Source organism: Rhodobacter calidifons, assembly GCF_011174775.1.
GTDB lineage: Bacteria > Pseudomonadota > Alphaproteobacteria > Rhodobacterales > Rhodobacteraceae > Tabrizicola > Tabrizicola calidifons.
In genome coordinates, this window is record NZ_JAANHS010000005.1 from 41,559 (window position 1) to 67,629 (window position 26,071).

A 26,071-nucleotide genomic window follows, 5' to 3' on the forward strand; every position below is an offset into this window, starting at 1 on the left:
CATGTCGCCTGACCGCCTGCCGCATGAAAAGGGATTTCACGTCAGCTGGGACCAGATCCACCGCGACGCGCGCGCGCTGGCCTGGCGGCTGGACGGCAAGGGTCCGGGCGAGGGCGGGACCTGGAAGGCCGTGGTCGGCATCACCCGCGGCGGGCTGGTGCCGGCGATGATCGTCAGCCGAGAACTCGACATCCGGGTCGTGGATTCGATCAGCGTCAAGTCCTACCATTCCGGAGGCGGCAAGGCCGACCAGCGGCGCGAGGCCCAGGTCATCAAGGCGCCGAACCCCGAGGTGATGGGGGACGGGTCGGGCGTGCTGATCGTCGATGACCTGGTGGACAGCGGCAAGACGCTGGAACTGATCCGCAGCCTGTATCCCAAGGCGCATTTCGCCTGCGTCTATGCCAAGCCCGAGGGCGAGAAACAGGCCGACACCTACATCACCTCCGTCAGCCAGGACACCTGGATCTTCTTCCCCTGGGACATGGCGCTGCAATATGTCCAGCCCTTCCGCGGCGCGGACTGACCGCTCCTCGCCTCATGGCATGCGCTCGTCGCTGACGGGCCGCGCCCCACGACGAGAAGCGCAGCGCACGAGGAGTTTGCCTTGCCCCTTCCCCTGAACCCCGCCTTCGCCGCGACCGACCCGCCTCCCGTGATGGAGGCCCGGCGCTGGATCGAGGGCGTCCGCTTTCCCGCCGACCGCCCGCTGATCAACGTCAGCCAGGCCGCGCCGGTGGACAGCCCGCCCCTGGCCCTGCGCCAGGCGCTTGCCGAGGCCGCGTTGCACGACCCCCAGGCACATCTCTATGGCCCCGTCCTCGGCCTGCCTGCGCTGCGCGAGGAAATCGCGGCGCAATGGTCGGCGGCCTATGGCGGCGCGGTCACGCCTGACCAGGTCGCGATCACCCAGGGCTGCAACCAGGCCTTCTGCACCGTCCTCGCCACCCTGGCCGGGCCGGGGGACGAGGTGATCCTGCCCACGCCCTGGTATTTCAATCACAAGATGTGGCTTGACATGGCCGGCGTCCGCACCGTGCCGCTGGACACCGGTCCCACGCTCATCCCCTCGGCCGATGCGGCCGCGGCGCTGATCACCGACCGCACCCGCGCCATCGTGCTGGTCAGTCCGAACAACCCCGGCGGCGTGGAATATCCGGCCGAGACGCTGGCGGCCTTCCGCGATCTGGCCCGCGCCAGGGGCCTTGCCCTGATTGTGGACGAGACCTACCGCGACTTCGACAGCCGCAGCGCGGCGCCGCATGATCTGTTCGCCGCCCCCGGCTGGCCGGAGACGCTGATCCAGCTTTACAGCTTTTCCAAGGCCTACCGGCTGACCGGCCACCGCGTCGGCGCCATCGTCGCCAGCGCCGCGCGGCTGGCCGAGGCCGAGAAGTTCCTCGACACCGTGGCCATCTGTCCCAGCCAGCTGGGCCAGATCGGCGCGCTCTGGGGGATGCGGAACCTCCGGCAATGGGTCGCGGGCGAACGCGACGAGATCCTCGCCCGCCGCGCCGCGATGGTGGCGGGCTTCGCGGCGCTGCCCGGCTGGAAGCTTCTGGGCTGCGGCGCCTATTTCGCCTATGTCGAGCATCCCTTCGACATCCCCTCCGACCAGCTCTGCAAGCGCCTGGTGACCGAGGCCTCGCTGCTGATGCTGCCGGGCACGATGTTCCAGCCCGAAGGCTCGCCGGCCGGCCAACGCCAGATCCGCATCGCCTTTGCCAATGTCGATGTGGCGGGCATCGCCGAGGTGATCCGGCGTCTCGCGGCCTTCCGCCCCTGACGGGCCCGTGACCGACCGCGCGCCGGGGCGATCTTGACCTTGCCCCCCGGGGGGCTTCCGACTATTCACCTCGAACGAAGCAGACGAAGGCGGACCCATGGCCAAGACCCCGACCGAAGACGGCAAACGCCCGCGCGGCAAGGTGCAGGAAGTGGCGGTCTGGACCCTGATGGGAATGCTGATCCTGGGGCTCGGCGGCTTCGGCATCACCAGCTTTTCCGGCGGTGTGACCAGGGTCGGCAGCGTCGGCAGGATCGACATCACCCCCGACGACTATGCCCGCGCGCTCCAGTCCCAGGTGAACGCCTTCTCCCAGCAGATCGGCCAGAGGATTTCCGTGCAGGAGGCCCTGGCCTTCGGCATCGACCGGCAGGTCATCCAGGGCCTGATCGCACGCGCCGCGCTGGACAACGAGGCCCAGCGGATCGGCCTGTCGGTCGGCGACGCGGTCGTGGCCTCGGAACTGATGCAGATCAACGCCTTCAAGGGGGCTTCCGGCGGCTTCGACCGTGCGGCCTATCGCTATACGCTTGACCGCCAGAACCTGACCGAGGCCCAGTTCGAGGCCAACCTGCGCCGGGACATCGCCCGCGACCTGTTGCAGGGCGCCATCGCCGGCGGCTTCGTGGCGCCCGCCGCGCTGACCGACACGCTCTATGCCTGGGCCGGGGAACGGCGCGGCTTTTCCATGCTGCGCCTGGCCGAGGCCGACCTGCCCGCCCCCCTGGCCGAACCGACCGAGGCCGAATTGCAGGCGCATTACCAGGCGCATCTCGACCGCTTCACCCGGCCCGAGGCCAAGCGCATCACCTATGCCGCCCTCTTGCCCGAGGCGATCGCCAAGGATCAGCCGGTCGATGACGCGATGCTGCGCAAGCTCTACCAGGACCGGATCGCCGAATTCGTGACGCCCGAGCGACGGATCGTCGAGCGGCTGGTCTATCCCGACCAGGCCGCCGCCGAGGCGGCGATGGAAAGACTTGCGGCCGGGTCCTCCTTCGAGGATCTGGTTGCCGAACGCGGCCTCACGCTTTCGGCCGTCGATCTGGGCGATGTCGAGGAGGACGAGCTGAACGGCGCCGGTCCGGCGGTCTTTGCCGCCGCCGAAGGCGAGGTGGTCGGACCTCTCGACAGCAGCCTCGGGCCGGCGCTCTTCCGGGTCGTAACCGTGCTTTCCGCCGAGGAAACCAGCTTCGAGGAAGCCCGCGACACGCTGGCCGTCGAGTTCCAGACCGATGCCGCCCGCCGCCTGATCGCCGACCGGGTGGAAGAGATCGACGATCTGCTCGCCGGCGGCGCGACGCTGGAGGATCTGGCCCGCGAGGCCGGGCTGACGCTTGCGACGCTGGACTATGTTCCGGGCCAGCCGGGCGATGCGGCGATCGAGGGCTACCCTGCCTTCCGCGCGGCGGCCGAGGCGGTGAAGGCAGAGGATTTCCCGCAGGCCATCCTGCTGGAGGACGGCGGTCTGGTGGCCCTGCGGCTGGACGAGATCGTGCCGGCCGCCCCGATCCCGCTGGACGAGGCAGCCGAGCGGGTCGCCGAGGACTGGCGCAAGGACGCGCTCGCCGCCGCCCTGGGCGCCCGGGCGACCGAGATCAAGGCGGCGCTGGAAGGCGGCGCCTCCATCGGCAGCTTGGGCATCGTCGACGTGACACCCGAGATCGACCGCAACGGCTTTGTGGCCGATGCGCCCGACAGCCTTCTGACCGAGGTGTTCCGGATGTCCGAAGGCGAGATCAGGGTGATCGAGGCCCCCGGCTTCGTCGCCGTGGTCAAGCTTGACCGCATCCTGCCTGCCACGACCGAGGGCGAGGAGGCCGAGGCGACCAGGGCCGCGCTTGCGGCTCAGGCGCAACGCGCCATCGCCAGCGACGCCTTCGCCGCCTTCACCGCCGCCCTGACCGCCGAGGCGGGGATCACGCTGGATCAGGCCGCGATCAACGCCGTGCACGTGAGCCTGCCCTGATGCAGCTGTCGCCGGATTTTGCCGCGTTCGAGGCGGGCTGGAACGCCGGGAAGAACCAGATCGTCTGGGCGCGGCTGGCGGCCGATCTGGACACGCCGGTCAGCCTGATGCTGAAGCTGGGCGATGCGCGCGCCGACACGTTCATGCTGGAATCGGTGACCGGCGGCGAGGTGCGCGGGCGCTATTCCATCGTCGGCATGAAGCCCGATCTCGTCTGGCAATGCCGCGGCACGCGGGCCTTCATCAACCGCGAGGCGCGGTTCGACCGTCAGGCCTTCACCGACCTTCCCGGCCACCCCTTGCAGACCCTGCGCGACCTGCTGGCCGAATGCCGGATCGAGATGCCCGAAGGCATGCCCGCCGTCGCGGCGGGGCTGTTCGGCTATCTCGGCTATGACATGATCCGGCTGGTCGAACATCTGCCGGACGTGAACCCCGACCCCCTGGGCCTGCCCGATGCCGAACTGATCCGGCCCTCGGTGGTGGCGGTGCTGGATGGCGTGAAGGGCGAGGTGACGGTGGTCGCGCCTGCGTGGGTCGCCTCGGGCCTCTCTGCCCGCGCGGCCTATGCGCAGGCCGCCGAACGGGTGATGGATGCGCTGCGCGATCTGGACCGCGCCCCTTCCGCCGCACGCGACCTGGGCGAAAGCGCGCCGGTGGGTCCCGCGACGTCGAACTTCACGCACGAAGGCTACAAGGCCGCGGTCGAGAAGGCCAAGGAGTATATCCGCGCGGGCGACATCTTCCAGGTCGTGCCCTCGCAACGCTGGGCGCAGAAGTTCACCCTGCCGCCCTTCGCCCTTTATCGCTCGCTGCGGCGCACCAATCCGTCGCCCTTCATGTTCTTCTTCAACTTCGGCGGCTTTCAGGTGATCGGCGCCTCGCCCGAGATCCTCGTCCGCCTGCGCGACGGTGAAGTCACCGTCCGCCCCATCGCCGGCACCCGCAAGCGCGGCGCCACGCCCGAGGAGGATCGCGCGCTGGAGGCGGACCTTCTGGCCGATCCCAAGGAACGGGCCGAGCATCTGATGCTTCTCGACCTCGGCCGCAACGACGTGGGCCGGGTGGCGAAGGTCGGCACCGTGCGCCCGACGGAAACCTTCGTCATCGAACGCTACAGCCATGTGATGCACATCGTGTCGAATGTGGTGGGCGAGATCGCGGAGGGCGAGGATGCCCTGTCGGCCCTTCTTGCGGGCCTGCCCGCCGGCACCGTGTCAGGCGCGCCGAAAGTGCGGGCGATGGAGATCATCGACGAGCTGGAGCCCGAAAAACGCGGCGTCTATGGCGGCGGGGTCGGCTATTTCGCGGCAAATGGCGAGATGGACTTCTGCATCGCCTTGCGCACGGCGGTACTGAAGGACGAGACACTCTATATCCAGGCGGGCGGGGGCGTGGTCTTCGACAGCGACCCCGAGGCGGAATATCAGGAAACCGTCAACAAATCCAACGCCTTGCGCCGCGCGGCCGAGGATGCGGGCCGCTTTGCCGGGCGCGGGAACGGCTGACCGGGCCTGCTCGTTCGCCTTCGGCTCCGCCTCGGCAGGCGGTCAGCAAGGAGGCACCAAGTCCGACGACGCGCGGGTCTCAGTCGATCTTCATCACCGCCGTCACCGGCGCCAGGGCCACCGTCGCGGCCTTGCCCTCGACCGTCCATTCCAGCAGCGCCGCCACCGTTTCCGGCGTGGCGGTGCCGACAACGCTGACCCGGCCATCCCGCCCGGCCTTGAACACCGCCCGGTCCAGCAGCCGGCGCAACGCCACCTTGTCGCCCCCGGCGGTGTCGAGGTCGCGGAACAGCACCGCAGCCTCCAGATCCTCGCGCCGGGCGACCTGATCGGCGGCATTCAGCCCTTCGTCGCGGGTCAGAAGGCCCCGGCCCTGTGCCTTCAGGATCGGCACCACGACGCTTGCCAGCCCGCGGTTGTTCTGGAAGGCCGGATCGGCCAGATCCATCGCCGCCACGGCTTCGGGCAGACCCTGTGCCATCGACTGGAAGGCCACTTCGACATCGGCAGGCTTGGCGCCATCGGCGATGCCGGTGACCAGCATCACCACCTCGTGCCCCGCGGCCCGGTAGATCGCCGCGTGCTCTGGCGTGGCGGGGTCCAGCGGGTCAAGCGCAAAGCTGACCGGGAAGGGCAGGGCGGCAAGGGCGGCGCGGTCAAGCTCGGGACTGCCCGGGTCGATCAGGATGATGGCCAGGGGCGGCTTGGTCCCGGCGTTCTCCCAGACTGCCGCGAACTGCGCGATCGGGCGCGGATCGGCAGGGAGGTCGGCAGGGACATCGGCGGGGGCGGCCTCGGCCGCGGGGGGCGGCGCGGCGTTGCTGCCGCGCCGGACGACCACGCCCTGATCCTTGCCGATCAGGCCGGGCGCCGGGGCGAAGGTCGATCCCTTGCCCGCTTCGCCCGTCGCGTCGGACCTGGCCGCATCGTCGGTTCCAGGCATGCCCTCGACAACGGTGCCTGGCAGGTCCGTGTCGTCGCCCCCGGCCTCGGGTGTCGCCGGCGCGGGCGCCGTCTCGGCGGCGGGCGCTTCGGGTTCGGGCAGGGGCTCCGCCTGCGGTTGCGGTGCGGGCAGGACAGAGACCTCTGCGCCAGCTTCGGCGGCAGGGTCCGTGGCAGCCTCCGGGGCGGGCCGTTCCGCCTCCGGGCCCGGCTCTGCCGCCGGATCCTGTGCCGCTTCGCGCGCCGCCTCTGGCGCTGCGGGCAAGGCCGGCGCCTCGGCGGTGGGCGGCTTGGCCACGGCCGGTGCGGCCTCGGTCAGGGCGGACGCCGCTTCTGCGAGCGCTGTCTCCGCCGGTTCTGCCGAAGGCGCGGCGGGTGCGGGCGCGACGGCCGCCGTGTCCGGCAGCGCGGCTTCGGTCTCGATTTCCCCCGTCGCGGCAAGCCCGCCTTCGGGAGGGGCGACCGGCTCTGGCGCGACAGCCGGAGCGTCGCTGGCCGTCTCGGCCAGGGGGCCGGGCGCGGCGGCCGCGGCGGGCGGGGGAACCTCGGCCGGGACAGGGGCCGCAGCTTCGGCGACCTCGGCCGCCGGGGGTTCGGGGGCCGCCGGGGCCATCTCGGCTGCGGCAATCCCGGGCTGGATGGCGCCGGCCGGTTCGGCCACAGGCTCGGGCTCGGGTGCGGGTTCGGGCACCGGTTCAGGTGCCGGTTCGGGCGCGGGTTCCGGTTGCGCCGCGACGGCAGGCGCAGGGTCGGCCCCGGCCACGGTTGCCGTTTCCCCCGTCACGGCCGCTTCGGCATCGGCTTCGGTCGGCCCGGCTGCGGCGATCGCGCCGTCGGCTGCGACCGTGACCGGGGCGCGTGCATTGTCATTGGCGGGCGTCAGCGGCGCGACCACCGATCCGATCACCAGACCGCCCGCAACCAGAAGGCCGCCTGAAGCCATGCCGAGTAGGAATTTGCCGACCACCTCTGCCTCCTGCTCCCGCCCCTGGGCGCGGACCGGACAGGGCCATCGTTTCGCGCCTGCCCGACCCCGCCCGCCGGTTCGCCCGGCGTCCTGTCCCTGATCTGCGGGCAGTATAGCCTGCGGTTGCGCAGCCTTCACCCCTTTTTGTCCTGCCGTCAATATCTTGCGCGGCATCTGCGGCCCGGCTGCATGATCGACGCAAGCGGCGGGGGCCAACAGGCGAGGGCAGGGGAAGTGGAGGCGGGTACCGGAATCGAACCGGTCTACACGGATTTGCAATCCGCTGCGTAACCTCTCCGCCAACCCGCCGCGAAGCTGGGGACGGGATAGCCGAAGCCACCGGGCTCTGCAAGGGCAATGGCGGGGCAATCCGCCCCGGGCGGGCTTGACTTGCACCGGGTCGGCGCGGATTGTCCGGCGCAAGCGCGCAGGGAAGGGCTTTCGTGCAGAGGATCCTCATCACCGGGACGGCCGGCTTCATCGGCTTCCACCTCGCGCGGCATCTTCTGGCGGCCGGCCACCGGGTGCACGGCTATGACGGCATGACCCCCTATTACGACGTGACGCTGAAACAGCGGCGCCACGCGATCCTGCGCGATCTGCCCGGTTTTTCCGCGACCGAAGCGATGCTGGAGGACATGGCGACGCTGACCCGCGTGGCCGGGGATTTCGCCCCGGATGCCATCATCCACCTCGCCGCACAGGCCGGGGTCCGCTACAGCCTGACCCATCCCCGCTCCTACATCGAGACCAATTTCACCGGCAGTTTCAACGTGCTGGAGATCGCGAAGGAACAGCAGGTCAGGCACCTGATGATCGCCTCCACCTCCTCGGTCTACGGCGCCAGCCCCGAAATGCCGTTTCGTGAAACCGACCGCACCGATCATCCGCTGACGGTCTATGCCGCAACCAAGAAGGCGGTCGAGGCGCTGTCGCATTCCTACGCCCATCTCTGGGGCCTGCCGGTCACGCTCTTCCGCTTCTTCACCGTTTACGGCGCCTGGGGGCGGCCCGACCTGGCCTATTTCAAGTTCACCAGGGCCATCCTCGAAGGCAAGCCCATCGACGTCTACAACCATGGCGAGCTCTGGCGCGACTTCACCGCCGTCGAGGACCTGGTCGAGGGCGTCACCCGCCTTCTGTCCCTTGCGCCGCCACTGCCGGAGGCACGCGGCATCCCGGTCGAGGGCGACAGCCTCAGCCCGGTCGCGCCGCACCGGATCGTCAACATCGGCAATTCGGACAGGATCCACCTGCTGGACTTCATCCGCACGCTGGAAACCCTGCTCGACCGGAAGGCGACCTGCAATTTCCTGCCGATGCAGCCCGGAGATGTCCCCGCGACCTGGGCGGATTGCTCGCTTTTGCAGCGACTGACCGGTTTCCGTCCCGCAACCGATCTTTCAGTCGGCCTCAAGCCCTTTGTGGACTGGTATCGCAGCTACTACCGGGTGTAAGGTCTGGCCATAACGGCGGCATGGGTCTGGTCCTAACGAAGACTGGCAAGATGCGGGATCATGCCGCGCAGATCGAACCGAAAGGATGTCCTCCCGTGGAAGACTATGCAGGCCTGAACGACATCGGCGCCGTGGTCGAGGCCGACCGCGCGCATGTCTGGCACCATCTGTCGCAGCACAAGCAGTACGAAACCGTCGATCCCCGCGTCATCGTCGAGGGCAAGGGGATGCGGGTCTGGGATGCCAGGGGCAAGGAGCACATCGACGCGGTCTCCGGCGGGGTCTGGACCGTGAACGTGGGCTACGGCCGCGAACGGATCGCCAATGCCGTCCGCGACCAGCTTTTGAAGCTGAACTATTTCGCCGGCTCCGCGGGGTCGATCCCCGGGGCCATGTTCTCCAAGGCCTTGACCGAGAAGATGCCGGGCCTGACCCGCGTCTACTATAACAACTCGGGCTCCGAAGCGAACGAGAAGGTGTACAAGATGGTGCGCCAGATCGCGCATCGTCACCATGGCGGCAGGAAGTGGAAGATCCTCTACCGCGACCGCGACTACCACGGCACCACCATCGCCGCGCTTGCCACCTCGGGCCAGGACCAGCGCGCGATGCAGTACGGGCCCTTCCCCGATGGCTTCGTCCGCGTGCCGCATTGCCTGGAATACCGCAAGCAGTGGGACGTGGAGAACTACGGCCAGCGCGCCGCTGACGCGATCGAGGAAGTCATCCTGCGCGAAGGCCCCGACACGGTCGGCTGCCTGATCCTGGAACCCGTGACCGCCGGCGGCGGCGTCATCGTCCCGCCCCAGGGCTATTGGGAGCGGGTGCAGGACATCTGCAAGAAATACAACATCCTCCTGGCCATCGACGAGGTCGTCTGCGGCGTGGGCCGCACCGGCACCTGGTTCGGCTATCAGCACTACGGGATCAAACCGGACTTCGTGACCATGGCCAAGGGGGTGGCCTCGGGCTACGCCGCGATTTCCTGCACCGTGACCACCGAGGCCGTGTTCGAGATGTTCAAGGACGACGCCTCGGATCCGCTCAGCTATTTCCGTGACATCTCCACCTTCGGCGGCTGCACCGCGGGCCCGGCGGCAGCCTTGGAGAACATGAAGATCATCGAGGAAGAGGGCCTGTTGCAGAACACGCTCGCCATGGGCGACTACTGCCTCGACCGCTTGCGCGCGCTCATGGACAAGCACAAGGTCATCGGCGACGTCCGCGGCAAGGGCCTGTTCCTCGGGGCGGAACTGGTGGCGGATCGCACCACCAAGGAGCCGATGGACGAGAAGAGGGTCCAGGCCGTCGTCGCCGACTGCATGGCGCAGGGGGTGATCATCGGCGCCACGAACCGCTCGTTGCCGGGGATGAACAACACCCTCTGCCTGTCGCCCGCGCTGATCGCGACGAAGGACGACATCGACGAGATCACCACCGCGATCGACGGCGCGCTGACGCGGGTGTTCGGGTAGGGACTTAGGCCCATTGCGGGCGGCGAGGGTGTCCGGGAACGGGCACCCCCGCCCAGTCCTGCCGCGTAGGGTGCGCTACAGCGCGCCGGCCCTCGCGATTCGCCAGTCATGGTTAACCCCGCGAATGCCCGACAGGGTGCCATACGCTTGCCAGACGCATGGCAGACAGATGCCAGACGCTGCCTTGTCCGATGGCGGACCCGATCAACAGCGCGTTCTGAAGGGGATACCCGCGGGGTTTCGACGTGACCTTTGGCTTGACTTCCCTTCCCGACCGGCCCCCAAACTGGACTCATGCCCGCCATCCCCGTCGAAGCCTTCTACCTGACCCCCGGAGCCTCCGGTTCCCTGCAACAGCAGATCAGGACCATGGTCACGCAAGGCATCCTCTCCGGCCGCTTCAGGCCCGGCAGCCGGATGCCCTCGTCGCGCGGCTTGGCCGAACACCTCGGCGTCAGCCGGATCACCGTGACGCTCGCCTATGCCGATCTCGTCTCCTCCGACTACCTCACCTCGGCGGGGCGGTCGGGCTATTTCGTCTCGGACACCGCCCCCCTCGCGCCCGAATTCCCCGAAGGGCCGCCCCGGGCCGAGGCCATCGATTTCAAGGCCCTGACCGGCGGCCGCTTCACGCGCACCCCGCGCGTCGAACGGCCCGAGGACTGGGACCGCTACCCCTTTCCCTTCATCTACGGCCAGGCCGACCCGACGCTCTTCGACCACCAGAACTGGCGGCAATGCGCCCTGCGCGCGCTCGGCAAACGCGACTTTGCGGCGCTGACCACCGACTATTACGACCGCGACGACCCCCTGCTGATCCAGGAGCTTCTGCGCACCATCCTCCCCCGCCGCGGCATCGCCGCCCGCGAGGATGAGGTCCTTCTGACCCTCGGCGCCCAGAACGCGCTGTGGATCGCCGCCACCACGCTGCTCGGCCCCGGTCGCCGCGCCGTGGTGGAAAACCCCGGCTACCCCGCCTGGCGCGCCATCGTCGCGGCAACGGGGGCCACGGCGATCCCGGTGGATGTCGATGCCCAGGGCCTGCCCGTGCAAACCATTGATGCAGATGTGATTTTCACCACCCCTTCGCATCAGTGCCCGACCAACGCCACCATGCCGGTGGACCGACGCGTGGCGCTTCTGGGGGCCGCAGAGGCGCAAGGCGCAATCCTCATCGAAGACGACTACGAATTCGAGATGTCCTTCCTGAAGCCCGTCGCCCCGGCGCTGAAGTCGCTCGACCGGAACGGCAGGGTGATCTATGCCGGGTCCTTCTCGAAATCCGTCTTTCCCGGCCTGCGGCTCGGCTACCTCGTCGGCCCCCCCGGCTTAATCGCCGAGGCGCGGGCGCTGCGGGGCCTGATGCTGAAACACCCGCCCGGCCATATCCAGCGGACCGTGGCCTATTTTCTCGGCCTCGGCCACTACGATGCCCTCGTCAACCGGATGAAGAACGCCTACCGCCGCCGCCGCCAGATGATGTCCGAGGCCATCGCCGCCGAGGGTCTCACCGTGGCAGGTCAGGGCGGCTTCGGCGGATCGAGCTTCTGGATGCGTGCGCCCGAGGGTCTGGATACCGAACAACTGGCCCTGGCCTTGCGCGGCGAAGGCGTCCTGATCGAACCGGGCCGCGCCTTCTTTGCCGGGGACGGCCCGCGCAATTTCTTCCGGCTGGCCTATTCCTCCATCGCCCCGCAACGCATCCCCGAGGGCATCGCACGGATCGCCCGGGCGGTAGCGCGTCGATGACGTCCTGACGCCCCGCTGGCGACGCGAAGCCGAAGGCGCGAAGCAGGGGCGGTCGCTGGCCATACCGGGGCGCATGAACTGGCCCTAAGCTCGGTCTCGGCGCCGCTGTAGGCTGCGAGTGACTGGCCTTATCGGGCCGATCGGGACATGGAGAAGTGCGATGAAGATGACGACAGAGGAAGCCTTTGTTAAGGTTCTTCAGCTACATGGCATCGAACACGCCTTCGGCATCATCGGCAGTGCCTTCATGCCGATCTCTGACCTGTTTCCCAAGGCCGGGATCACCTTCTGGGACTGCGCCCACGAAGGGTCCGGGGGCATGATGGCCGACGGGTTCACCCGCGCCTCGGGCAGGATGTGCATGATGATTGCCCAGAACGGGCCGGGCATCACCAACTTCGTGACGGCGGTCAAGACGGCCTACTGGAACCACACGCCGCTGCTGCTGGTCACCCCGCAGGCCGCGAACAAGACGATCGGGATGGGCGGCTTTCAGGAAGTGGAGCAGATGGCGCTGTTCCGCGACATGGTCTGCTATCAGGAGGAGGTCCGCGATCCCTCCCGCATGGCCGAGGTGTTGAACCGCGTGATCCTGCAAGCCAAGCGTCAATCGGCCCCGGCACAGATCAACGTGCCGCGGGATTTCTGGACGCAGGTCATCGACATCGCCCTGCCCGCGGTGGTGGAGTTCGAGCGCCCCTCGGGCGGTGAGGAGGCCATCGCCCGGGCGGCGCAGCTTTTGTCCGGCGCGAAGTTCCCGGTGATCCTGAACGGCGCGGGCGTGGTGATCGGGGGGGCGATCCCGGCCTCGATGGCCCTTGCCGAACGCCTGACCGCCCCGGTCTGCGTCGGCTATCAGCACAACGACGCCTTCCCCGGCTCGCACCCCCTGTTCGCGGGGCCGCTCGGCTATAACGGGTCGAAGGCGGCGATGGAACTGATCGCGCAGGCGGATGTGGTGCTGGCGCTCGGGACGCGGCTCAACCCCTTCTCGACCCTGCCGGGCTATGGCATCGACTACTGGCCGAAGGGCGCGAAGGTGATCCAGGTGGACATCAACCCGAACCGGATCGGCCTGACCAAACCCGTGACGGTGGGGATCGTGGGCGATGCGAAGAAGGTGGCCGAGGGGATCCTCGCGCGCCTCTCCAAGACCGCGGGCGATGCGGGGCGAGAGGAGCGCAAGGCCTTGATCGCGCAGAAGAAATCGGCCTGGGCGCAGGAACTGGCCTCGATGGACCATGAACAGGACGATCCCGGAACCACCTGGAACGAACGCGCCCGCAAGGCCAAACCCGACTGGATGAGCCCCCGGATGGCCTGGCGCGCGATCCAGGCGGCGCTGCCGCGCGAGGCGATCATCTCCTCCGACATCGGCAACAACTGCGCCATCGGCAACGCCTATCCCAGCTTCGAGGCGGGGCGGAAATACCTCGCCCCCGGCCTTTTCGGCCCCTGCGGCTATGGCCTGCCCGCCATCGTGGGCGCCAAGATCGCCTGCCCCGACACGCCCGTGGTGGGCTTTGCCGGGGACGGAGCCTTCGGCATCGCGGTGACGGAACTCACCGCCATCGGCCGCCCGGAATGGCCCGCGATCACCATGGTCGTCTTCCGCAACTACCAGTGGGGGGCGGAAAAGCGGAACTCGACGCTGTGGTATGACGACAATTTCGTCGGGACCGAGCTGAACGAGCAGGTGTCCTATGCCGGGATCGCGCGCGCCTGCGGTCTTCAGGGCGTGGTCGCGCGGACGATGGAGGAGCTGACGGCGGCGCTGCGGCAAGCCATCGAGGACCAGATGAGCCACGGCAAGACGACCCTGATCGAGGCGCTCATCAACCAGGAACTGGGCGAGCCCTTCCGCCGCGACGCGATGAAGAAGCCGGTCGAGGTCGCGGGGATCTCGAAAGCCGACATGCGGCCGCAGGTCGTCTGATGCCCTATGACCTTGGCCCCGGCGCGCTGGTCTGGCTCGCCGTGGCCTGTCTGGTGGCCGGGTTCGTGCGGGGCTATTCGGGGTTCGGCTTCTCGGCCCTGCTGATCGCGGCATCAAGTCTTGTTACCAATCCGCTGAACTTCGTGGCCGTTGTGGTCATTCTGGAAACGGTAATGTCCCTCCAACATGCCAAAGGGGCGGGGCCGGATGTGGACTGGCGTCGGGTCGGCTGGCTTCTGGGCGGGGCGGCGGTCGGATTGCCGCTGGGCCTCTGGGTCCTGACCGGGGTCAGCGAGAACACCGGGCGGGCGGTTGTGTCGGGCTATGTCCTGCTGATGTGCGTCGTGCTGCTGGCGGGGTGGCGGCTTGCGGCCGAGGTCAAGGGGGCGGGAAACGGGCTGGCGGGGGTCATCTCGGGCCTGGCCAATGCGCCCGGCATGGGGGGGCTGCCGGTGGCGGCCTTCTTCGCCGCGCAGCCGATGCCCGCATCGGTGTTCCGGGCCACGCTGATCGCCTATTTCCCGCTTCTCGACCTCTACTCGGCGCCGCTCTACTGGCTGGCCGGGCTGGTGACCTGGGACACGCTCTGGGCCGCGCTCATCGCGCTGCCCGTGACGCTGTTCGGCAACTGGCTCGGGGGGCGGCACTTCTTCGGCACCGACCCGCAGGAGTTCCGCCGCTTTGCCATCGTCCTGCTTGCCGGGCTGGCCGCACTCGGGCTGGGAAAGGCGCTGCTCTGATGTGGCTGATTGTGAACGCAGGTTCGTCTTCGCTGAAGCTGAAACTCTTCGAAGGCGAACAAGAGGTCGGAAATATCAGGCTGACCGAGATCGGCCCGGATGGTCACGCGGCGGCGCTGGCCGCAGGGCTGGCGCGGGCGGGCATCTCTCCGCGTCGGCTGACGGCAGCGGCGCATCGGGTGGTGCATGGCGGGGCGGGGCTGACCCGGACCTGCCGGGTGACGCCCGAGGTCCTGCGCGAAATCGCGGCCTGCATCCCGCTCGCCCCCCTGCATAACCCGGCGAATCTGGCGGGGATGCAGGCGCTTGCCGCCTTTGCGCCCGACCTGCCGCAATATGCGGCCTTCGACACCGCCTTTCACGCCACGAACCCCGAGGTGGCGACGACCTATGCCCTGCCGAAGGCGGAGCGTGACCGGGGCCTGCGCCGCTATGGCTTTCACGGGATCAGCTATGCCGCGCTGGTGCGCATCCTGCGGGGCAGGGGAGAACTTCCCGAACGCCTGCTCGCCTGTCATCTGGGCAATGGCTGTTCGATGGCGGCGATTGTGAACGGTCGTTCGGTTGCGACGACGATGGGCTATTCGCCGCTGGACGGGCTGACGATGGGCACACGGTCCGGGTCGATCGACGGGAACGCGGTGCTGCGGCTGGCCGAACTCCACGGGGTGGAACGTACGGGCCGCATCCTCAACCGCGAAAGCGGGCTGCTTGGCCTGGCCGGTCACAGCGACCTGCGCGCGCTGCATGCGGCAGGCACGTCCGAGGCGCGCTTTGCGCTGGAGCATTTCGCCTATTGGGCGGTGCGCCACGCCGGGTCGATGGTGGCCGCGATGGGGGGGCTCGATGCCGTGGTCTTCACCGGGGGCATCGGCGAAAACGATCCCTGGATGCGGAAGGAAATCCTGTCCGGCCTCGGGTTTCTGGGAGTATCTCCCGACCTTGCCGCGAATGCCCGGAACGAAACGCGCCTGCATGATACGACATCCCGTGTCGTTATCCTTGTTGTGCCAGCCGACGAGGAACGCCAGATTGCCCTTGAAGCGCAGGCCGTCAGGGCCGGGGAGGGCGCGTGAATCAGCCGAGGGTGGACACGCAACGCAAGGTCGGCGACGAGGTCCGCCAGACAACCTGCTACATGTGCGCCTGCCGCTGCGGGATCAACGTGCATCTGAAATCGGGCAAGGTGGCCTATATCGAGGGCAACCGGGACCATCCGGTCAACAGGGGCGTCCTCTGTGCCAAGGGCGCCTCCGGGATCATGCAGGTCACCGCGCCGTCGCGCCTTCGCGCGCCCCTGCGACGCGTAGGCCCCCGGGGATCGGGGGCCTTCGAGGAGATCACCTGGGAAGAGGCGCTGCAAACCGCCGTTTCCTGGATGAAGCCCCTGCGCGAGACGGCCCCCGAGAAGCTCGCCTTCTTCACCGGCCGCGACCAGAGCCAGAGCCTCACCGGCTGGTGGGCGCAACAGTTCGGGACGCCGAACTATGCGGCCCACGGCGGATTTTGCAGCGTCAACATGGCGGCGGGCGGCATCTACACCATCGGCGGCGCCTTCTGGGAATTCGGCCAGCCGGACTGGGAACGGACGAAGCTGTTCGTCCTGTTCGGGGTGGCCGAGGACCATGACAGCAATCCGATCAAGATCGGTCTGGCCAGGCTGAAGGCCCGCGGCGCGCGGATCATCAGCGTGAACCCGATCCGCACCGGCTATTCGGCGGTGGCCGACGACTGGATCGGGATCACGCCCGGCACGGACGGATTGCTGATCCTGTCGCTGATCCATTGCCTGCTGGAGGCGGGGAAGATCGACCTCGACTACCTCGCGCAATGGACCAATGCGCCCTTGCTGGTGAATGGGGCCGAGGGGCCGGAGAAGGGCCTTTTCGTCCGCAACGCCGAAAGCCAGCCCTTCGTCATCGACCGCCGCACCGGCCATCCGGCGCCCTGGGACGGCAAGGATGTGCAGCCCGATCTCGGCGCGGAATGGCAGGGCAACCGCACGGTCTTCCGCCACATGGTCGAGGAATACCTCAAGCCCGCCTACGCGCCCGAGGCCGTGGCCGCCCGTTGCGGGGTGACGGCGACGCGCATCCGGCAACTGGCGGCGGAACTGGCCGATGTGGCCTTCAACCAGTCGATCACGCTGGACCGGCCCTGGACCGACTTCCGCGGCAAGCAGCACGCCAACATGCCCGGCCGCCCGGTCAGCTTTCACGCCATGCGGGGCATCTCGGCCCATTCGAACGGCTTCCAGACCGCCCGTGCGCTGCATCTGTTGCAGATCCTGCTGGGCGCGGTGGAAACCCCCGGCGGCTACCGCCTGAAACCGCCTTACCCGAAGCCCGTCGAGGCGCATCCGACCCCGCATTTCGTGACCTCCCCCGGCAAGCCGCTGACCGGCCCGCATCTGGGCTATGTCCGCTCGCCCGACGACCTGTGCCTGCTGCCCGACGGCCAACCGGCGCGGATCGACAAGGGCTTTTCCTGGGAAAATCCGTTCTCGGCGCATGGCCTCATGCACATGGTCATCCCCAACGCCCATGCCGGGGACCCCTACCGCATCGACACGCTGTTTCTCTACATGGCGAACATGTCGTGGAACTCCAGCATGAACGCTGCCCGGGTGATGGAGATGCTGACGGAACAGCGGAATGGCGAGTATGTGATCCCCCGGATCATCTACTCCGACGCCTATGCGAGCGAAATGGTGGCCTATGCCGACCTGATCCTGCCCGACACGACCTATCTCGAACGCCACGACTGCATCAGCCTTCTCGACCGGCCGATCTCCGAACCCGACGCCGCGGGCGATGCGATCCGCTGGCCGGTGGTGGAACCCGACCGGGACGTCCGCTGTTTCCAGTCGGTCCTGCTGGAACTGGGCGCGCGGCTCGGCCTTCCGGAGATGGTGAACGAGGACGGGACGGCGAAATACAAGGACTATGCCGACTATATCGTGAACCACCAGCGCCGGCCCGGTGTCGGGCCGCTGATGGGATTCCGGGGCAATGGCGAGGCGGAAGGGCGGGGCGCGCCGAACCCCGACCAGCTGAACCGCTACATCCAGAACGGCGCCTTCTATCAGGCGCATGTGCCCGAGGAAGCCGCCTTCTACAAACCCTGGAACGCCGCCTATCAGGACTGGGCAGTGCGCCTTGGCCTTTATGAGACGCCGCAGCCCTACCTCTTCAACATCTGGTCCGAACCCATGCGCCGCTTCCAGCTGGCCGCCGAGGGCTTTGGCCCCCGCCAGCCCCCCGACCATCTGCGCGCGCGGCTGAAACAGGCGATGCACCCTCTGCCGATCTGGTATCCGCCCTATGGCGACGCGGACGCGGCCTTCGGCTATCCGGTCCATGCCCTGACGCAACGCCCGATGGACATGTATCACTCCTGGGGCAGCCAGAACGCCTGGCTGCGGCAGATCAGGGGGCGCAACTACCTGTATCTGCCGACGAAGATCTGGCAGGCGCAGGGGTTCGAGGAGGGCGACTGGGCGCGGGTGTCCTCGCGTGCCGGGACCATCGTTGTGCCGGTGGCCCACATGGCCGCGCTGAACGAGAAAACCGTCTGGACCTGGAACGCCATCGGCAAGCGCAAGGGCGCCTGGGCGCTGGACGAGAACGCGCCCGAGGCGACGACGGGCTTCCTTCTGAACCACCTGATCCCGGAACTGCTGCCGGACCGCGAGGGCAGGCGCCTGTCGAACTCCGATCCGGTGACGGGCCAGGCCGCCTGGTTCGACCAGCGGGTGCGGGTCGAACGGGTCCCGGCCGAGGATCACCCGCGCGGAACGGTAGAGCCGATGCTTCCGCGCCTCCCCGACCCTCCGCGCACCGGTGGTGGCCGGGCGCAAAATTCTTCGAAGAATTTTGCCAAAAGTTTTCGAAAACTTTTGGCGCCCGGCGGGGAGGCCGCGCGATGACCGCCCTGCCGCAAACGACCGCAAGGAAACTCGGTCTGGTCATCGACCTTGACACCTGCGTCGGTTGCCAGGCCTGCGTCACCGCCTGCAAGGGCTGGAACGACGCGGGTATCGGCCTGTCCGACCAGGATCCCTACGGTGCCGATCCCTCGGGGACGTTCCTCAACCGTGTCCATTCGTACGAGGTCGCCATCCCCGATGCCCCCGCGCAGGTCGTGACCTTCCCGCGCTCCTGCCTGCACTGCGACAACGCGCCCTGCGTCACCGTCTGCCCCACGGGGGCCAGCTACAAGCGGGCCGAGGACGGGATCGTGCTGGTGAACGAAGACGCCTGCATCGGCTGCGGCCTCTGCGCCTGGGCCTGCCCCTATGGCGCGCGCGAGATGGATGCGGACCAGGGCGTGATGAAGAAATGCACGCTCTGCGTCGACCGGATCTACAACGAGACCCTGCCCGAGGAAGACCGCGAGCCCGCCTGCGTCCGCACCTGCCCGACCAACGCGCGCCATTTCGGCGATCTCGCCGACCCGGACAGCGCGGTGTCGCGGCTGGTGGCCGAACGCCAAGGCTATGACCTGATGCCCGACATGGGCACGAAACCCACCAACAAATACCTGCCGCCGCGCAGGAAGGGTCCGGGCGATGCCAGCCCGCTGGCCCCGCTGCTTGACATCAAGGCCACCGGGATCGCCGGGTGGCTGGACCGGATGCTGGGGAAGCTATAGGATGCATCCCGCGCTGTCCGTGATCCTGTTCTCCACCCTCTCGGGGCTGGGCTTCGGTTTCCTCGCCTTCCTCGGCTGGGGGGCGCTGATGCCCTCGGGCTGGGCCGCCTTCTTCCTCTGGGCCCTTGGCTACGGGTTGGCCGTCGCGGGGCTTCTGGCCGCGACCTTCCACCTCGGCAACCCGCGTAACGCCCTGAAAGCCTTCACCCAATGGCGCACGAGCTGGCTGAGCCGCGAAGCCTGGGCTTCGGTCGCCACGCTTGTGATCCTTGCGCCCGTGGCGCTGTCCGACATCTTCGCCCTCGGCCTGCCGCGCCTGATCGGCCAGATCGGCGGTGCGCTTGCCATCCTGACCGTCTTCACCACCGCGATGATCTACACCCAGATCCGGGCCGTCCCGCGCTGGCACCACTGGCTGACGCCGGTGATGTTCCTGACCTTCGCGCTTGCTGGCGGGGCGATGCTCTCGGGCCGCGCCTGGGCGCCGCTTCTGCTCCTGGCCTTGGGGGCGGTCCTTCTGGCGCTCTGGCGGGTGGGCGACGGGGCCTTTGCCCGCGCGCGGCAGACTCTGGGGACCGCCACGGGCCTTGACCGGCTGGGTGTGCCGTCTGTCCTCGACCCCGCCCATACGGCGGGAAACTACCTGAAGCGCGAGATGATCTTCGTCGTCGGCCGCAAACATGCCGCCAGGCTGCGCAGGATCGCCCTCGCGCTGGCCTCGATCCTGCCCGCGCTGATCCTTCTACTGCCGCTGGGCGTCTGGGGCATCGCGCTGGCGGCCCTCCTGCACCTGGCCGGAGCCCTTGCCGCGCGCTGGCTGTTCTTTGCCGAGGCCGAGCATGTCGTGGGGCTTTACTACGGCGCGCGGGGATGATCCCTTGCGCGCATGAGCGCCTTCAAGACCTATGACATCCGCGGCCGTCTTGGAACGGACCTGACCGAAGCCATCGCCCACCGGATCGCCCGGGCCTTTGCCCTGGTGACCGGGGCGGATGCCGTGGTTCTGGCGCGGGACTGCCGGGAAAGCTCGCCGGCGCTGGCCGATGCCGTGGCGGCGGGGCTGGTGGCGCAGGGGGTGCGGGTGCTTGACCTGGGGCTTGCGGGAACCGAGGAGATGTATTTCGCCACCGCCCATCTTGGCGCAGGCGGCGGGATCTGTGTCACCGCCTCGCACAATCCGCGCGAATACAACGGGATGAAGCTGGTCGGCCGCGGCGCGGTGCCGCTGCCGGACGGCGATTTCGCCCGGATCCGCAGTCTGACCGAGGGGGCGGAGGCCCTGCCCGCCGCCCCGGGCGGGGCGCGCGAGGATCGGTCTTCGACGCGTGCGGCCTATGTCGCCCATGTGGCCGCGCTGGTCGGGCAGGGGATCGGGCCCTTGCGGCTTGTGGTGAACGCGGGGAACGGCGCGGCGGGGCCGACGCTGGATGCGCTGGCCGAGGGGCTGGCGCAACGGGGGGCGCGGCTGGACCTTGTGCGGATGCACCATGCGCCCGACGGGACCTTCCCGAACGGCATCCCGAACCCGCTTCTGCCCGAGAACCGCCCGGTGACGGCCCAAGCGGTCAGGGCAGCCGGGGCCGACATGGGCGTCGCTTTCGACGGCGATTTCGACCGGTGTTTCCTGTTCGATGGGGCCGGGGGCTTTGTCGATGGCGAGCATGTCGTGGCGCTGCTTGCCGCGGCCCATCTGGCGTCGGAACCGGGAGCCACGATCATCCACGATCCGCGCGTGATCTGGGCGGTGCAGGATGCGGTGCGGCGCGGTGGCGGGCGGTCGGTGCTGGCGCCCACGGGGCACATCTTCCTCAAGGCCGCAATGCGCCGCGAGGGCGCGGTCTATGGCGGCGAGATGAGCGCACACCACTATTTCCGCGGCTTCATGGCCTGCGATTCCGGCATGATCCCCTGGCTGCTGGTGGCCCGCCTTGTCAGCCACTCGGGGCGCAGCCTGACCGATCTGGTGGGCGCGATGCGGCGCGACTTCCCCTCTTCGGGCGAGATCAACTTCCGCGTCGCAGAGGTGCCGGCGGTCGTGGCCCGTGTTCAGGCGGCGCTTGCACCAAAGGCACGGTCGGCCGACCACACGGACGGCCTGAGCCTGGATTTCGGGGACTGGCGGATGAACCTGCGCGCCTCGAACACCGAGCCGCTTCTGCGGCTGAACGTCGAGGCGCGGGGGGACGCGGGCCTTGTGGCCGCAGGCGTGGCCCGCGTCAGGGCCCTGATCGAGGGCTGAGCCCCTCAGGCCGAAACGGTGGATGCTGCCGGTTGCTTGCGCAGGATCGGCCAGCCGCGGCGGAAGACCGGTATCCGCGGCAGGTCGTCGGCAAGGCGCTGCAACGAGGCCTCGCGCCGTTGCAGACGTTCGATCTCGGCGCGGATTTCCAAAAGTTCGTCGGCAAGGGTCAGTCGGGAAGCGGCCATCTGGTCCTCCTTTGTTCTTCATCGCCAGCATCGACTCGAAGTCTGAAGACTTTGCTAAGTGCCGGAACGTTTGCAGTCTGTTTCCAGCCGGGCCGCTTGTCTCGCGGCTGTTCGGCGGGCATCCTGCGGGAAAAACCGGACCTGCTTGCATGTGGACATTCAGCCTGCTCAAGGCCCTGGCCCTCTGGGTCAGGCTTGCGCCGCTTCTGGCGGTTCGCCTTGCGGTATTTGCAAGCCTCGCCCTTGGCGCAGGCCTGGCAGCCTGGACGGGTGCCTGGGCCGCCTTCGTCATGGGCCCGGCCCACGGCCAGGGCGGGCTGGCTCTTGACCCGGTGTCCGGCGCCCTGACCGGCGGGGTGATCGCCGCCGTTGTCCTGGCGATCTGGCAGGCGCGCAGGCTTGCCGTGCAGCAGGCCCTGCTGATCGCGCTGATCTCTGACCTGCATGACGGCCTCCGGTTGCCCCTCGGCCCCGGTCAGATCGGCCATGCCCGATCCGCCGTGGCCGCCCGCTTCGGATCGGTTGCGGACCTTCAGGCGCTGGCACGCCATGTGCGCAGCGTCACGGGTGTCATCCCCGCGCTGGCCGAGGGGGGCGGACTGCTTGCGCTGCCTTTTCTGGGTCGCCTTGCACAGGGCGGGCTTGTGGATCGGGTCGTGCTGGCCCATGCCTATCGCGCCCGCCCGGAAAACGCCTGGGAGGCCGCGCATGACGCTCTGGTGCTGGCGACCCAGAACGGGCGCGACCTCCTGGCGACCGCCGCAAGGCTGACGGCGGCGGGCTGGGCGGTGACGGCGGCACTGGTCCTTCTGCTGGCGCAGCCGCTGGCAGGACTGTCCGCGACATGGCCCGGCAACGGGCCGGTCGGCGCCCATGTCGGCGCGGCGCTGCTGGCCCTGGCCCTGCGCGCGGCGCTGGTGCAGCCGTTCCTTGCGGCCTGCCTGTGGCAGATGTTCCAGGGTCTTGTCGCCGGGCAGGCGCCCCTCGGCGAATGGCGCGGGCGTCTGACCCGAGTTTCCGTCCCCTTCCGGACGCTTGGAGAGAAGGCCCTTTCCTGGGCGCCGGACGGGCGCGGCGCGGCCTGACCGGGCGCGCCCTCTGCAACATCCACCCGCATGAAACGGCTGCGATGGCCGGTTGCGGCAACGCGGCAACTGTGGCAAGACTCGACGCAGCCGCAAACAAGACCGATGAGTTCAGAATGAGCGAATTCGCCAGCCGACGCATGATGATGGTGGATACGCAGGTCCGCCCCTCGGACGTGACCAAGCTCCCGATCATCGATGCGATGCTGACCGTCCCGCGTGAGACCTTCGTGCCCGATGCCCTGCGCGAGGCCGCCTATGTCGGCGAGAACCTGCCGCTGGCGCCCGACCGGGTGGTGCTCGAGGCGCGGACCCTGGCCAAGCTGCTGGACGCGCTGGACATCCAGCCTGGCGAACTTGTGCTCGATATCGGCTGCGGTCTTGGCTATTCGGCCGCCGTCATCGCACGGCTGGCCGAGACGGTCGTTGCGGTCGAAGAGGACGAGACCCTGGCCGCCGAGGCACAGCGGATCCTGTCGGAAGAGGGCGTGGACAATGCCGTGGTGGTGACGGGCCGGCTGGCCGAAGGCTCGGCCAAATGCGCGCCCTATGACGTGATCACGGTCGAGGGCGGTGTCGAGCAGATGCCGCAGGCGATCCTGGACCAGGTGAAGGACGGCGGCCGGATCGGGGCCGTGTTCATGGAAGGTGCCGTGGGCACGGCGCGGATCGGCTACAAGGTCGCCGGTCGCGTGACCTGGCGGCCGATGTTCAACGCCTCGGCCCCGGTCCTGCCGGGCTTCCGGAAGGAAAGGGCCTTCACGCTCTAGGTCTGTGCGACCCTGTCCGGCACCGGCGAACGGTCCGGACGCGAACGAAATGCCTGGCGATCAACGCGGGCCTCAGGAAAGCGAAAAACATGCGTGGATGGCTTCTGTCGATGGTCGTGGCTCTGGCCGGGGCCTTGGCTTTGCCGGCGGCGCAGGCGGAAACCCTGACGGACGCGCTGATCGCCGCCTACAGGAACTCGAACCTGCTGGACCAGAACCGCGCCGTGCTGCGCGCCGCCGACGAGGATGTGGCCGTCGCGGTGTCGTCCCTGCGTCCGGTCGTCTCCTACACCCTCCAGGGCGCCTGGCAGCGCGCCGACATCACCACGCCCAGCGGACCCGCCGTGTCAGAGGGCCTCTCGGCCGCACTGACCCTCAGCGCGGAACTCATGCTTCTGGACTTCGGTCGCCGCCAGATCGGGATCGAGATCGCCCGCGAAAGCGTGCTGGCCACCCGGGCCGCGCTGGTCGATGTCGAGCAGAACGTGCTTCTGGCCGCCGTGCGCGCCTATGTCGATGTGCGGCTGGCGCAAGAGGTGGTGGCGCTGCGCCAGTCGAACCTGCGCCTGATCACCCAGGAACTGCGCGCCGCGCGCGACCGGTTCGACGTGGGCGAGATCACCCGCACCGATGTCTCGATCGCCGAGGCGCGGCTGGCGGCCTCGCGCGCGGCGCTGGCGGCGGCCGAGGGGCAACTGAAGATCGCGCGCGAGGCCTACAAGGCCGCGACCGGCGCCTATCCGCACGGGCTGGCGGCCTTGCCACGGGCGCCGGCCCTGCCGCGCACGATGGAAGAGGCGCAGGCCGTGGCCCGGGCGACGCATCCGCTGCTTCGGCAGGCGCAGCACCAGGTGACGATTGCCGATCTTCAGGTCGAACTGGCCAAGGCGAACCGCCGGCCGACGGTCGGGGCAGGGGTCACGCTGCGCACCGATGACAACGACCGGCAGGCGCAGTCCTTCGGGCTGACGCTGAACCAGACGCTTTATGCCGGCGGGCGGCTTTCGGCGTTGCAGCGCAAGGCCCTTGCCGGAAAGGATGCCGCCCGCGCCGGCCTGCAACAGGTCGCCGTCGGGATCGTGCAGAACGTGGGCGTCGCCTGGGCGAACCTTGCCGTCGCCTCCGCCTCGATCGAGGCCTCGGACCTCCAGATCCGCGCCGCGCAGGCCGCTTTCGACGGTGTGCGCGAAGAGGCGGCGGCGGGCACCCGCACCACGCTGGACGTGCTGGATGCCGAACAGGAACTGCTTGACGCCCGCAACGCCCGGCTCGAGGCCGAGGCGCAGCGCTATGTCGCGGTCTATCAGGTGCTGGCGACGATGGGCCTGCTGACGGTCGATCACCTGAAACTTGGCATCCCGACCTACGACCCCGAGGCCTATTACGGCGCGGTCAGGAAGGCACCCGCGCACAGCGCGCAGGGCAAGAAGCTGGACCGAATTCTGGAAAAGATCGGGAACTGAGGGCCACAACTTCGCGACAATCGGCGGTTTCTGTTGCTATTCGGGGGCTTGTGGCGCTAAGTTAAGACCAGTTCCACGCCAGCGAGCGGATGATCCCGATGGTCGGCCCCTTAAGCTCGGAAGAGATCGAGGATGTCGTGTCCTCTGTGCGTCGGCTGGTGTCGAACGAACTGCTTCCGCGCAGCCCGAGCCGTGACCTGACCTCCGAACGCCTGCTCCTGACGCCGGCGCTGCGCGTCGTGACCGAGCCTGTCCCCCTGGCGCCGCTGGTGCTTGACGCTCCGGTTGTCGAGGCCGCCCCGGGGCGTGATGCCGACCATGGCGCGGATGCCGCCCCGGACGAGGCGCTCGCCGAACTTGTCCCGCCAGAGCCTGCCTTCCGCGCCGAGGACGCCGCAGAGGACCCTGGTCCCGCGCAGCCGCTGGGCGCTGATCCGGCCCTGGATCTCGAGCCGGATCTGACGCCGGTTTACCTGGCCCCCGCGGACGATGTCGCTCCGGTCGGCGAGTCCCCCGCCGCGCCCGTCGAACGCGACGTTGTGGCCGGGCAACCCGAGGCTGACGACATGGCTTATCAGATCATGGCCGAACCGGTCGAAGCCGCCTGGCAGGACGCCCTCTGGGTCGAACCGCGGCCCGTGTCGCTGGGCGAGGTTGCGCTGGCCTCGGAAGAGGCCGAGGTTCTTGCCGATCCGGCTGTGGCAAGGCCGACAGCTGACGATCCCTCCGAGGCAGCGATGTCCGAAGCCGGGGATCTGGCCGGGCCGGTCGGGTCGGATAGCGATGATCCGGTGCCCTTCGTTCCCTTCCGGCGCCGGACCGAGCAGCTTTCGGCACAGCCGGCTTCGGGCGAGGTGCCCGCCGCGCCGGCGGCTGACAGCGCGGCCGAGGCCGAAAGGGCGGCCACCGAATTCGTGGATGCCGATGGCATGCCGCTTGCGGTGCTGGACGAGCTGGCCTTGCAAGAGATCGTGCGCCAGACCCTGCGGGCCGAGCTGCAAGGCGAGCTGGGCGAACGGATCACCCGCAACATCCGCAAGTTGGTGCGGGCCGAGATCAACCGCGCCTTCGTGGCACGCGATCTGGACTGACCTTACCGACCTGAGCCGCATGAAAAAACGCGCGCCCTTGCGGACGCGCGTCG

20 protein-coding genes and 1 tRNA gene are annotated in these 26,071 nt (G+C 68.7%); 18 read left to right on the forward strand and 3 right to left on the reverse strand.

Translation table 11 applies throughout. The features are described 5' to 3' along the window. The first annotated feature begins 1 nt into the window (after window position 1). The 4 genes from gpt to trpE all read left to right on the forward strand — a co-directional run bounded on the left by gpt (window position 2) and on the right by trpE (window position 5,263). Window positions 2-526 carry a xanthine phosphoribosyltransferase gene (gpt, locus tag G8O29_RS08240; protein ID WP_166402773.1) on the forward strand — a complete coding sequence of 175 codons (525 nt, stop codon included), beginning with the start codon at window positions 2-4 and terminating at the stop codon, window positions 524-526. Between the two features lie 81 nt (window positions 527-607). Beyond that, window positions 608-1,786 carry an aminotransferase gene (locus tag G8O29_RS08245; RefSeq protein WP_166402774.1) on the forward strand — a complete coding sequence of 393 codons (1,179 nt, stop codon included), beginning with the start codon at window positions 608-610 and terminating at the stop codon, window positions 1,784-1,786. Window positions 1,787-1,883: 97 nt separating this feature from the next. After that, a complete protein-coding gene (locus G8O29_RS08250; protein WP_166402775.1) occupies window positions 1,884-3,755 on the forward strand; it encodes a peptidylprolyl isomerase in 1,872 nt (623 codons plus the stop codon). Beyond that, window positions 3,755-5,263, forward strand: a complete 1,509-nt coding sequence (gene trpE, locus G8O29_RS08255) for an anthranilate synthase component I (RefSeq protein ID WP_166402776.1) — start codon at window positions 3,755-3,757, stop codon at window positions 5,261-5,263. The genes G8O29_RS08250 and trpE overlap by 1 nt, the downstream gene beginning before the upstream one ends. A gap of 79 nt (window positions 5,264-5,342) precedes the next feature. Here trpE and G8O29_RS18805 read toward each other — a convergent pair whose 3' ends face one another. After that, window positions 5,343-7,172: a divergent polysaccharide deacetylase family protein gene (locus G8O29_RS18805; protein WP_166402777.1), complete on the reverse strand. Its 1,830-nt coding sequence runs from the start codon at window positions 7,170-7,172 to the stop codon at window positions 5,343-5,345. Between the two features lie 235 nt (window positions 7,173-7,407). Further along, window positions 7,408-7,481, reverse strand: a tRNA-Cys gene (locus G8O29_RS08265). A 134-nt stretch (window positions 7,482-7,615) separates the two neighbouring features. On the opposite strand from G8O29_RS08265, the gene G8O29_RS08270 reads away from it, so the two are divergent. From G8O29_RS08270 to G8O29_RS08315, 10 genes are all read left to right on the forward strand, one after another. Beyond that, window positions 7,616-8,629, forward strand: a complete 1,014-nt coding sequence (locus G8O29_RS08270) for an NAD-dependent epimerase/dehydratase family protein (protein WP_166402778.1) — start codon at window positions 7,616-7,618, stop codon at window positions 8,627-8,629. A 95-nt stretch (window positions 8,630-8,724) separates the two neighbouring features. Further along, window positions 8,725-10,104 (forward strand): hypotaurine--pyruvate aminotransferase Tpa, encoded by a 1,380-nt coding sequence (gene tpa, locus G8O29_RS08275; RefSeq protein ID WP_367890148.1) that lies wholly within the window; start codon window positions 8,725-8,727, stop codon window positions 10,102-10,104. Between the two features lie 294 nt (window positions 10,105-10,398). Further along, on the forward strand, window positions 10,399-11,853 hold the full coding sequence (pdxR, locus tag G8O29_RS08280) for a MocR-like pyridoxine biosynthesis transcription factor PdxR (protein WP_166402780.1): 1,455 nt from the start codon (window positions 10,399-10,401) through the stop codon (window positions 11,851-11,853). A 160-nt stretch (window positions 11,854-12,013) separates the two neighbouring features. Next, complete coding sequence (gene xsc / locus G8O29_RS08285; RefSeq protein ID WP_166402781.1) at window positions 12,014-13,789, forward strand: sulfoacetaldehyde acetyltransferase; 1,776 nt, start codon at window positions 12,014-12,016, stop codon at window positions 13,787-13,789. Then, a complete protein-coding gene (locus G8O29_RS08290; protein ID WP_166402782.1) occupies window positions 13,789-14,529 on the forward strand; it encodes a sulfite exporter TauE/SafE family protein in 741 nt (246 codons plus the stop codon). The genes xsc and G8O29_RS08290 overlap by 1 nt, the downstream gene beginning before the upstream one ends. After that, window positions 14,529-15,605, forward strand: a complete 1,077-nt coding sequence (locus G8O29_RS08295; protein WP_166402783.1) for an acetate/propionate family kinase — start codon at window positions 14,529-14,531, stop codon at window positions 15,603-15,605. The genes G8O29_RS08290 and G8O29_RS08295 overlap by 1 nt, the downstream gene beginning before the upstream one ends. Next, window positions 15,602-18,457, forward strand: coding sequence for a molybdopterin-dependent oxidoreductase (locus G8O29_RS08300; protein WP_367890149.1), 2,856 nt, complete (start codon window positions 15,602-15,604; stop codon window positions 18,455-18,457). The genes G8O29_RS08295 and G8O29_RS08300 overlap by 4 nt, the downstream gene beginning before the upstream one ends. Then, window positions 18,454-19,182, forward strand: coding sequence for a 4Fe-4S dicluster domain-containing protein (locus G8O29_RS08305; protein ID WP_166402784.1), 729 nt, complete (start codon window positions 18,454-18,456; stop codon window positions 19,180-19,182). The genes G8O29_RS08300 and G8O29_RS08305 overlap by 4 nt, the downstream gene beginning before the upstream one ends. Before the next feature lies 1 nt (window position 19,183). After that, window positions 19,184-20,056 carry a dimethyl sulfoxide reductase anchor subunit family protein gene (locus tag G8O29_RS08310; RefSeq protein WP_166402785.1) on the forward strand — a complete coding sequence of 291 codons (873 nt, stop codon included), beginning with the start codon at window positions 19,184-19,186 and terminating at the stop codon, window positions 20,054-20,056. A 12-nt stretch (window positions 20,057-20,068) separates the two neighbouring features. Continuing rightward, window positions 20,069-21,421, forward strand: coding sequence for a phosphohexomutase domain-containing protein (locus tag G8O29_RS08315; RefSeq protein WP_166402786.1), 1,353 nt, complete (start codon window positions 20,069-20,071; stop codon window positions 21,419-21,421). Window positions 21,422-21,426: 5 nt separating this feature from the next. Here the strand turns inward: G8O29_RS08315 and G8O29_RS08320 are convergent, their stop codons facing one another. Further along, on the reverse strand, window positions 21,427-21,609 hold the full coding sequence (locus G8O29_RS08320; protein ID WP_166402787.1) for a hypothetical protein: 183 nt from the start codon (window positions 21,607-21,609) through the stop codon (window positions 21,427-21,429). A 149-nt stretch (window positions 21,610-21,758) separates the two neighbouring features. Between G8O29_RS08320 and G8O29_RS08325 the strand changes: the two genes are divergently transcribed. From G8O29_RS08325 to G8O29_RS08340, 4 genes are all read left to right on the forward strand, one after another. After that, on the forward strand, window positions 21,759-22,694 hold the full coding sequence (locus tag G8O29_RS08325) for a hypothetical protein (RefSeq protein ID WP_166402788.1): 936 nt from the start codon (window positions 21,759-21,761) through the stop codon (window positions 22,692-22,694). 116 nt (window positions 22,695-22,810) lie between these two features. Next, the gene (locus G8O29_RS08330) at window positions 22,811-23,464 is read left to right on the forward strand and encodes a protein-L-isoaspartate O-methyltransferase family protein (protein ID WP_166402789.1); all 654 of its coding nucleotides are present in this window, start codon (window positions 22,811-22,813) and stop codon (window positions 23,462-23,464) included. Window positions 23,465-23,553: 89 nt separating this feature from the next. After that, window positions 23,554-24,927: a TolC family outer membrane protein gene (locus G8O29_RS08335; protein ID WP_166402790.1), complete on the forward strand. Its 1,374-nt coding sequence runs from the start codon at window positions 23,554-23,556 to the stop codon at window positions 24,925-24,927. Window positions 24,928-25,025: 98 nt separating this feature from the next. Then, window positions 25,026-26,018 (forward strand): hypothetical protein, encoded by a 993-nt coding sequence (locus tag G8O29_RS08340; protein WP_166402791.1) that lies wholly within the window; start codon window positions 25,026-25,028, stop codon window positions 26,016-26,018. Window positions 26,019-26,071 lie beyond the last annotated feature (53 nt).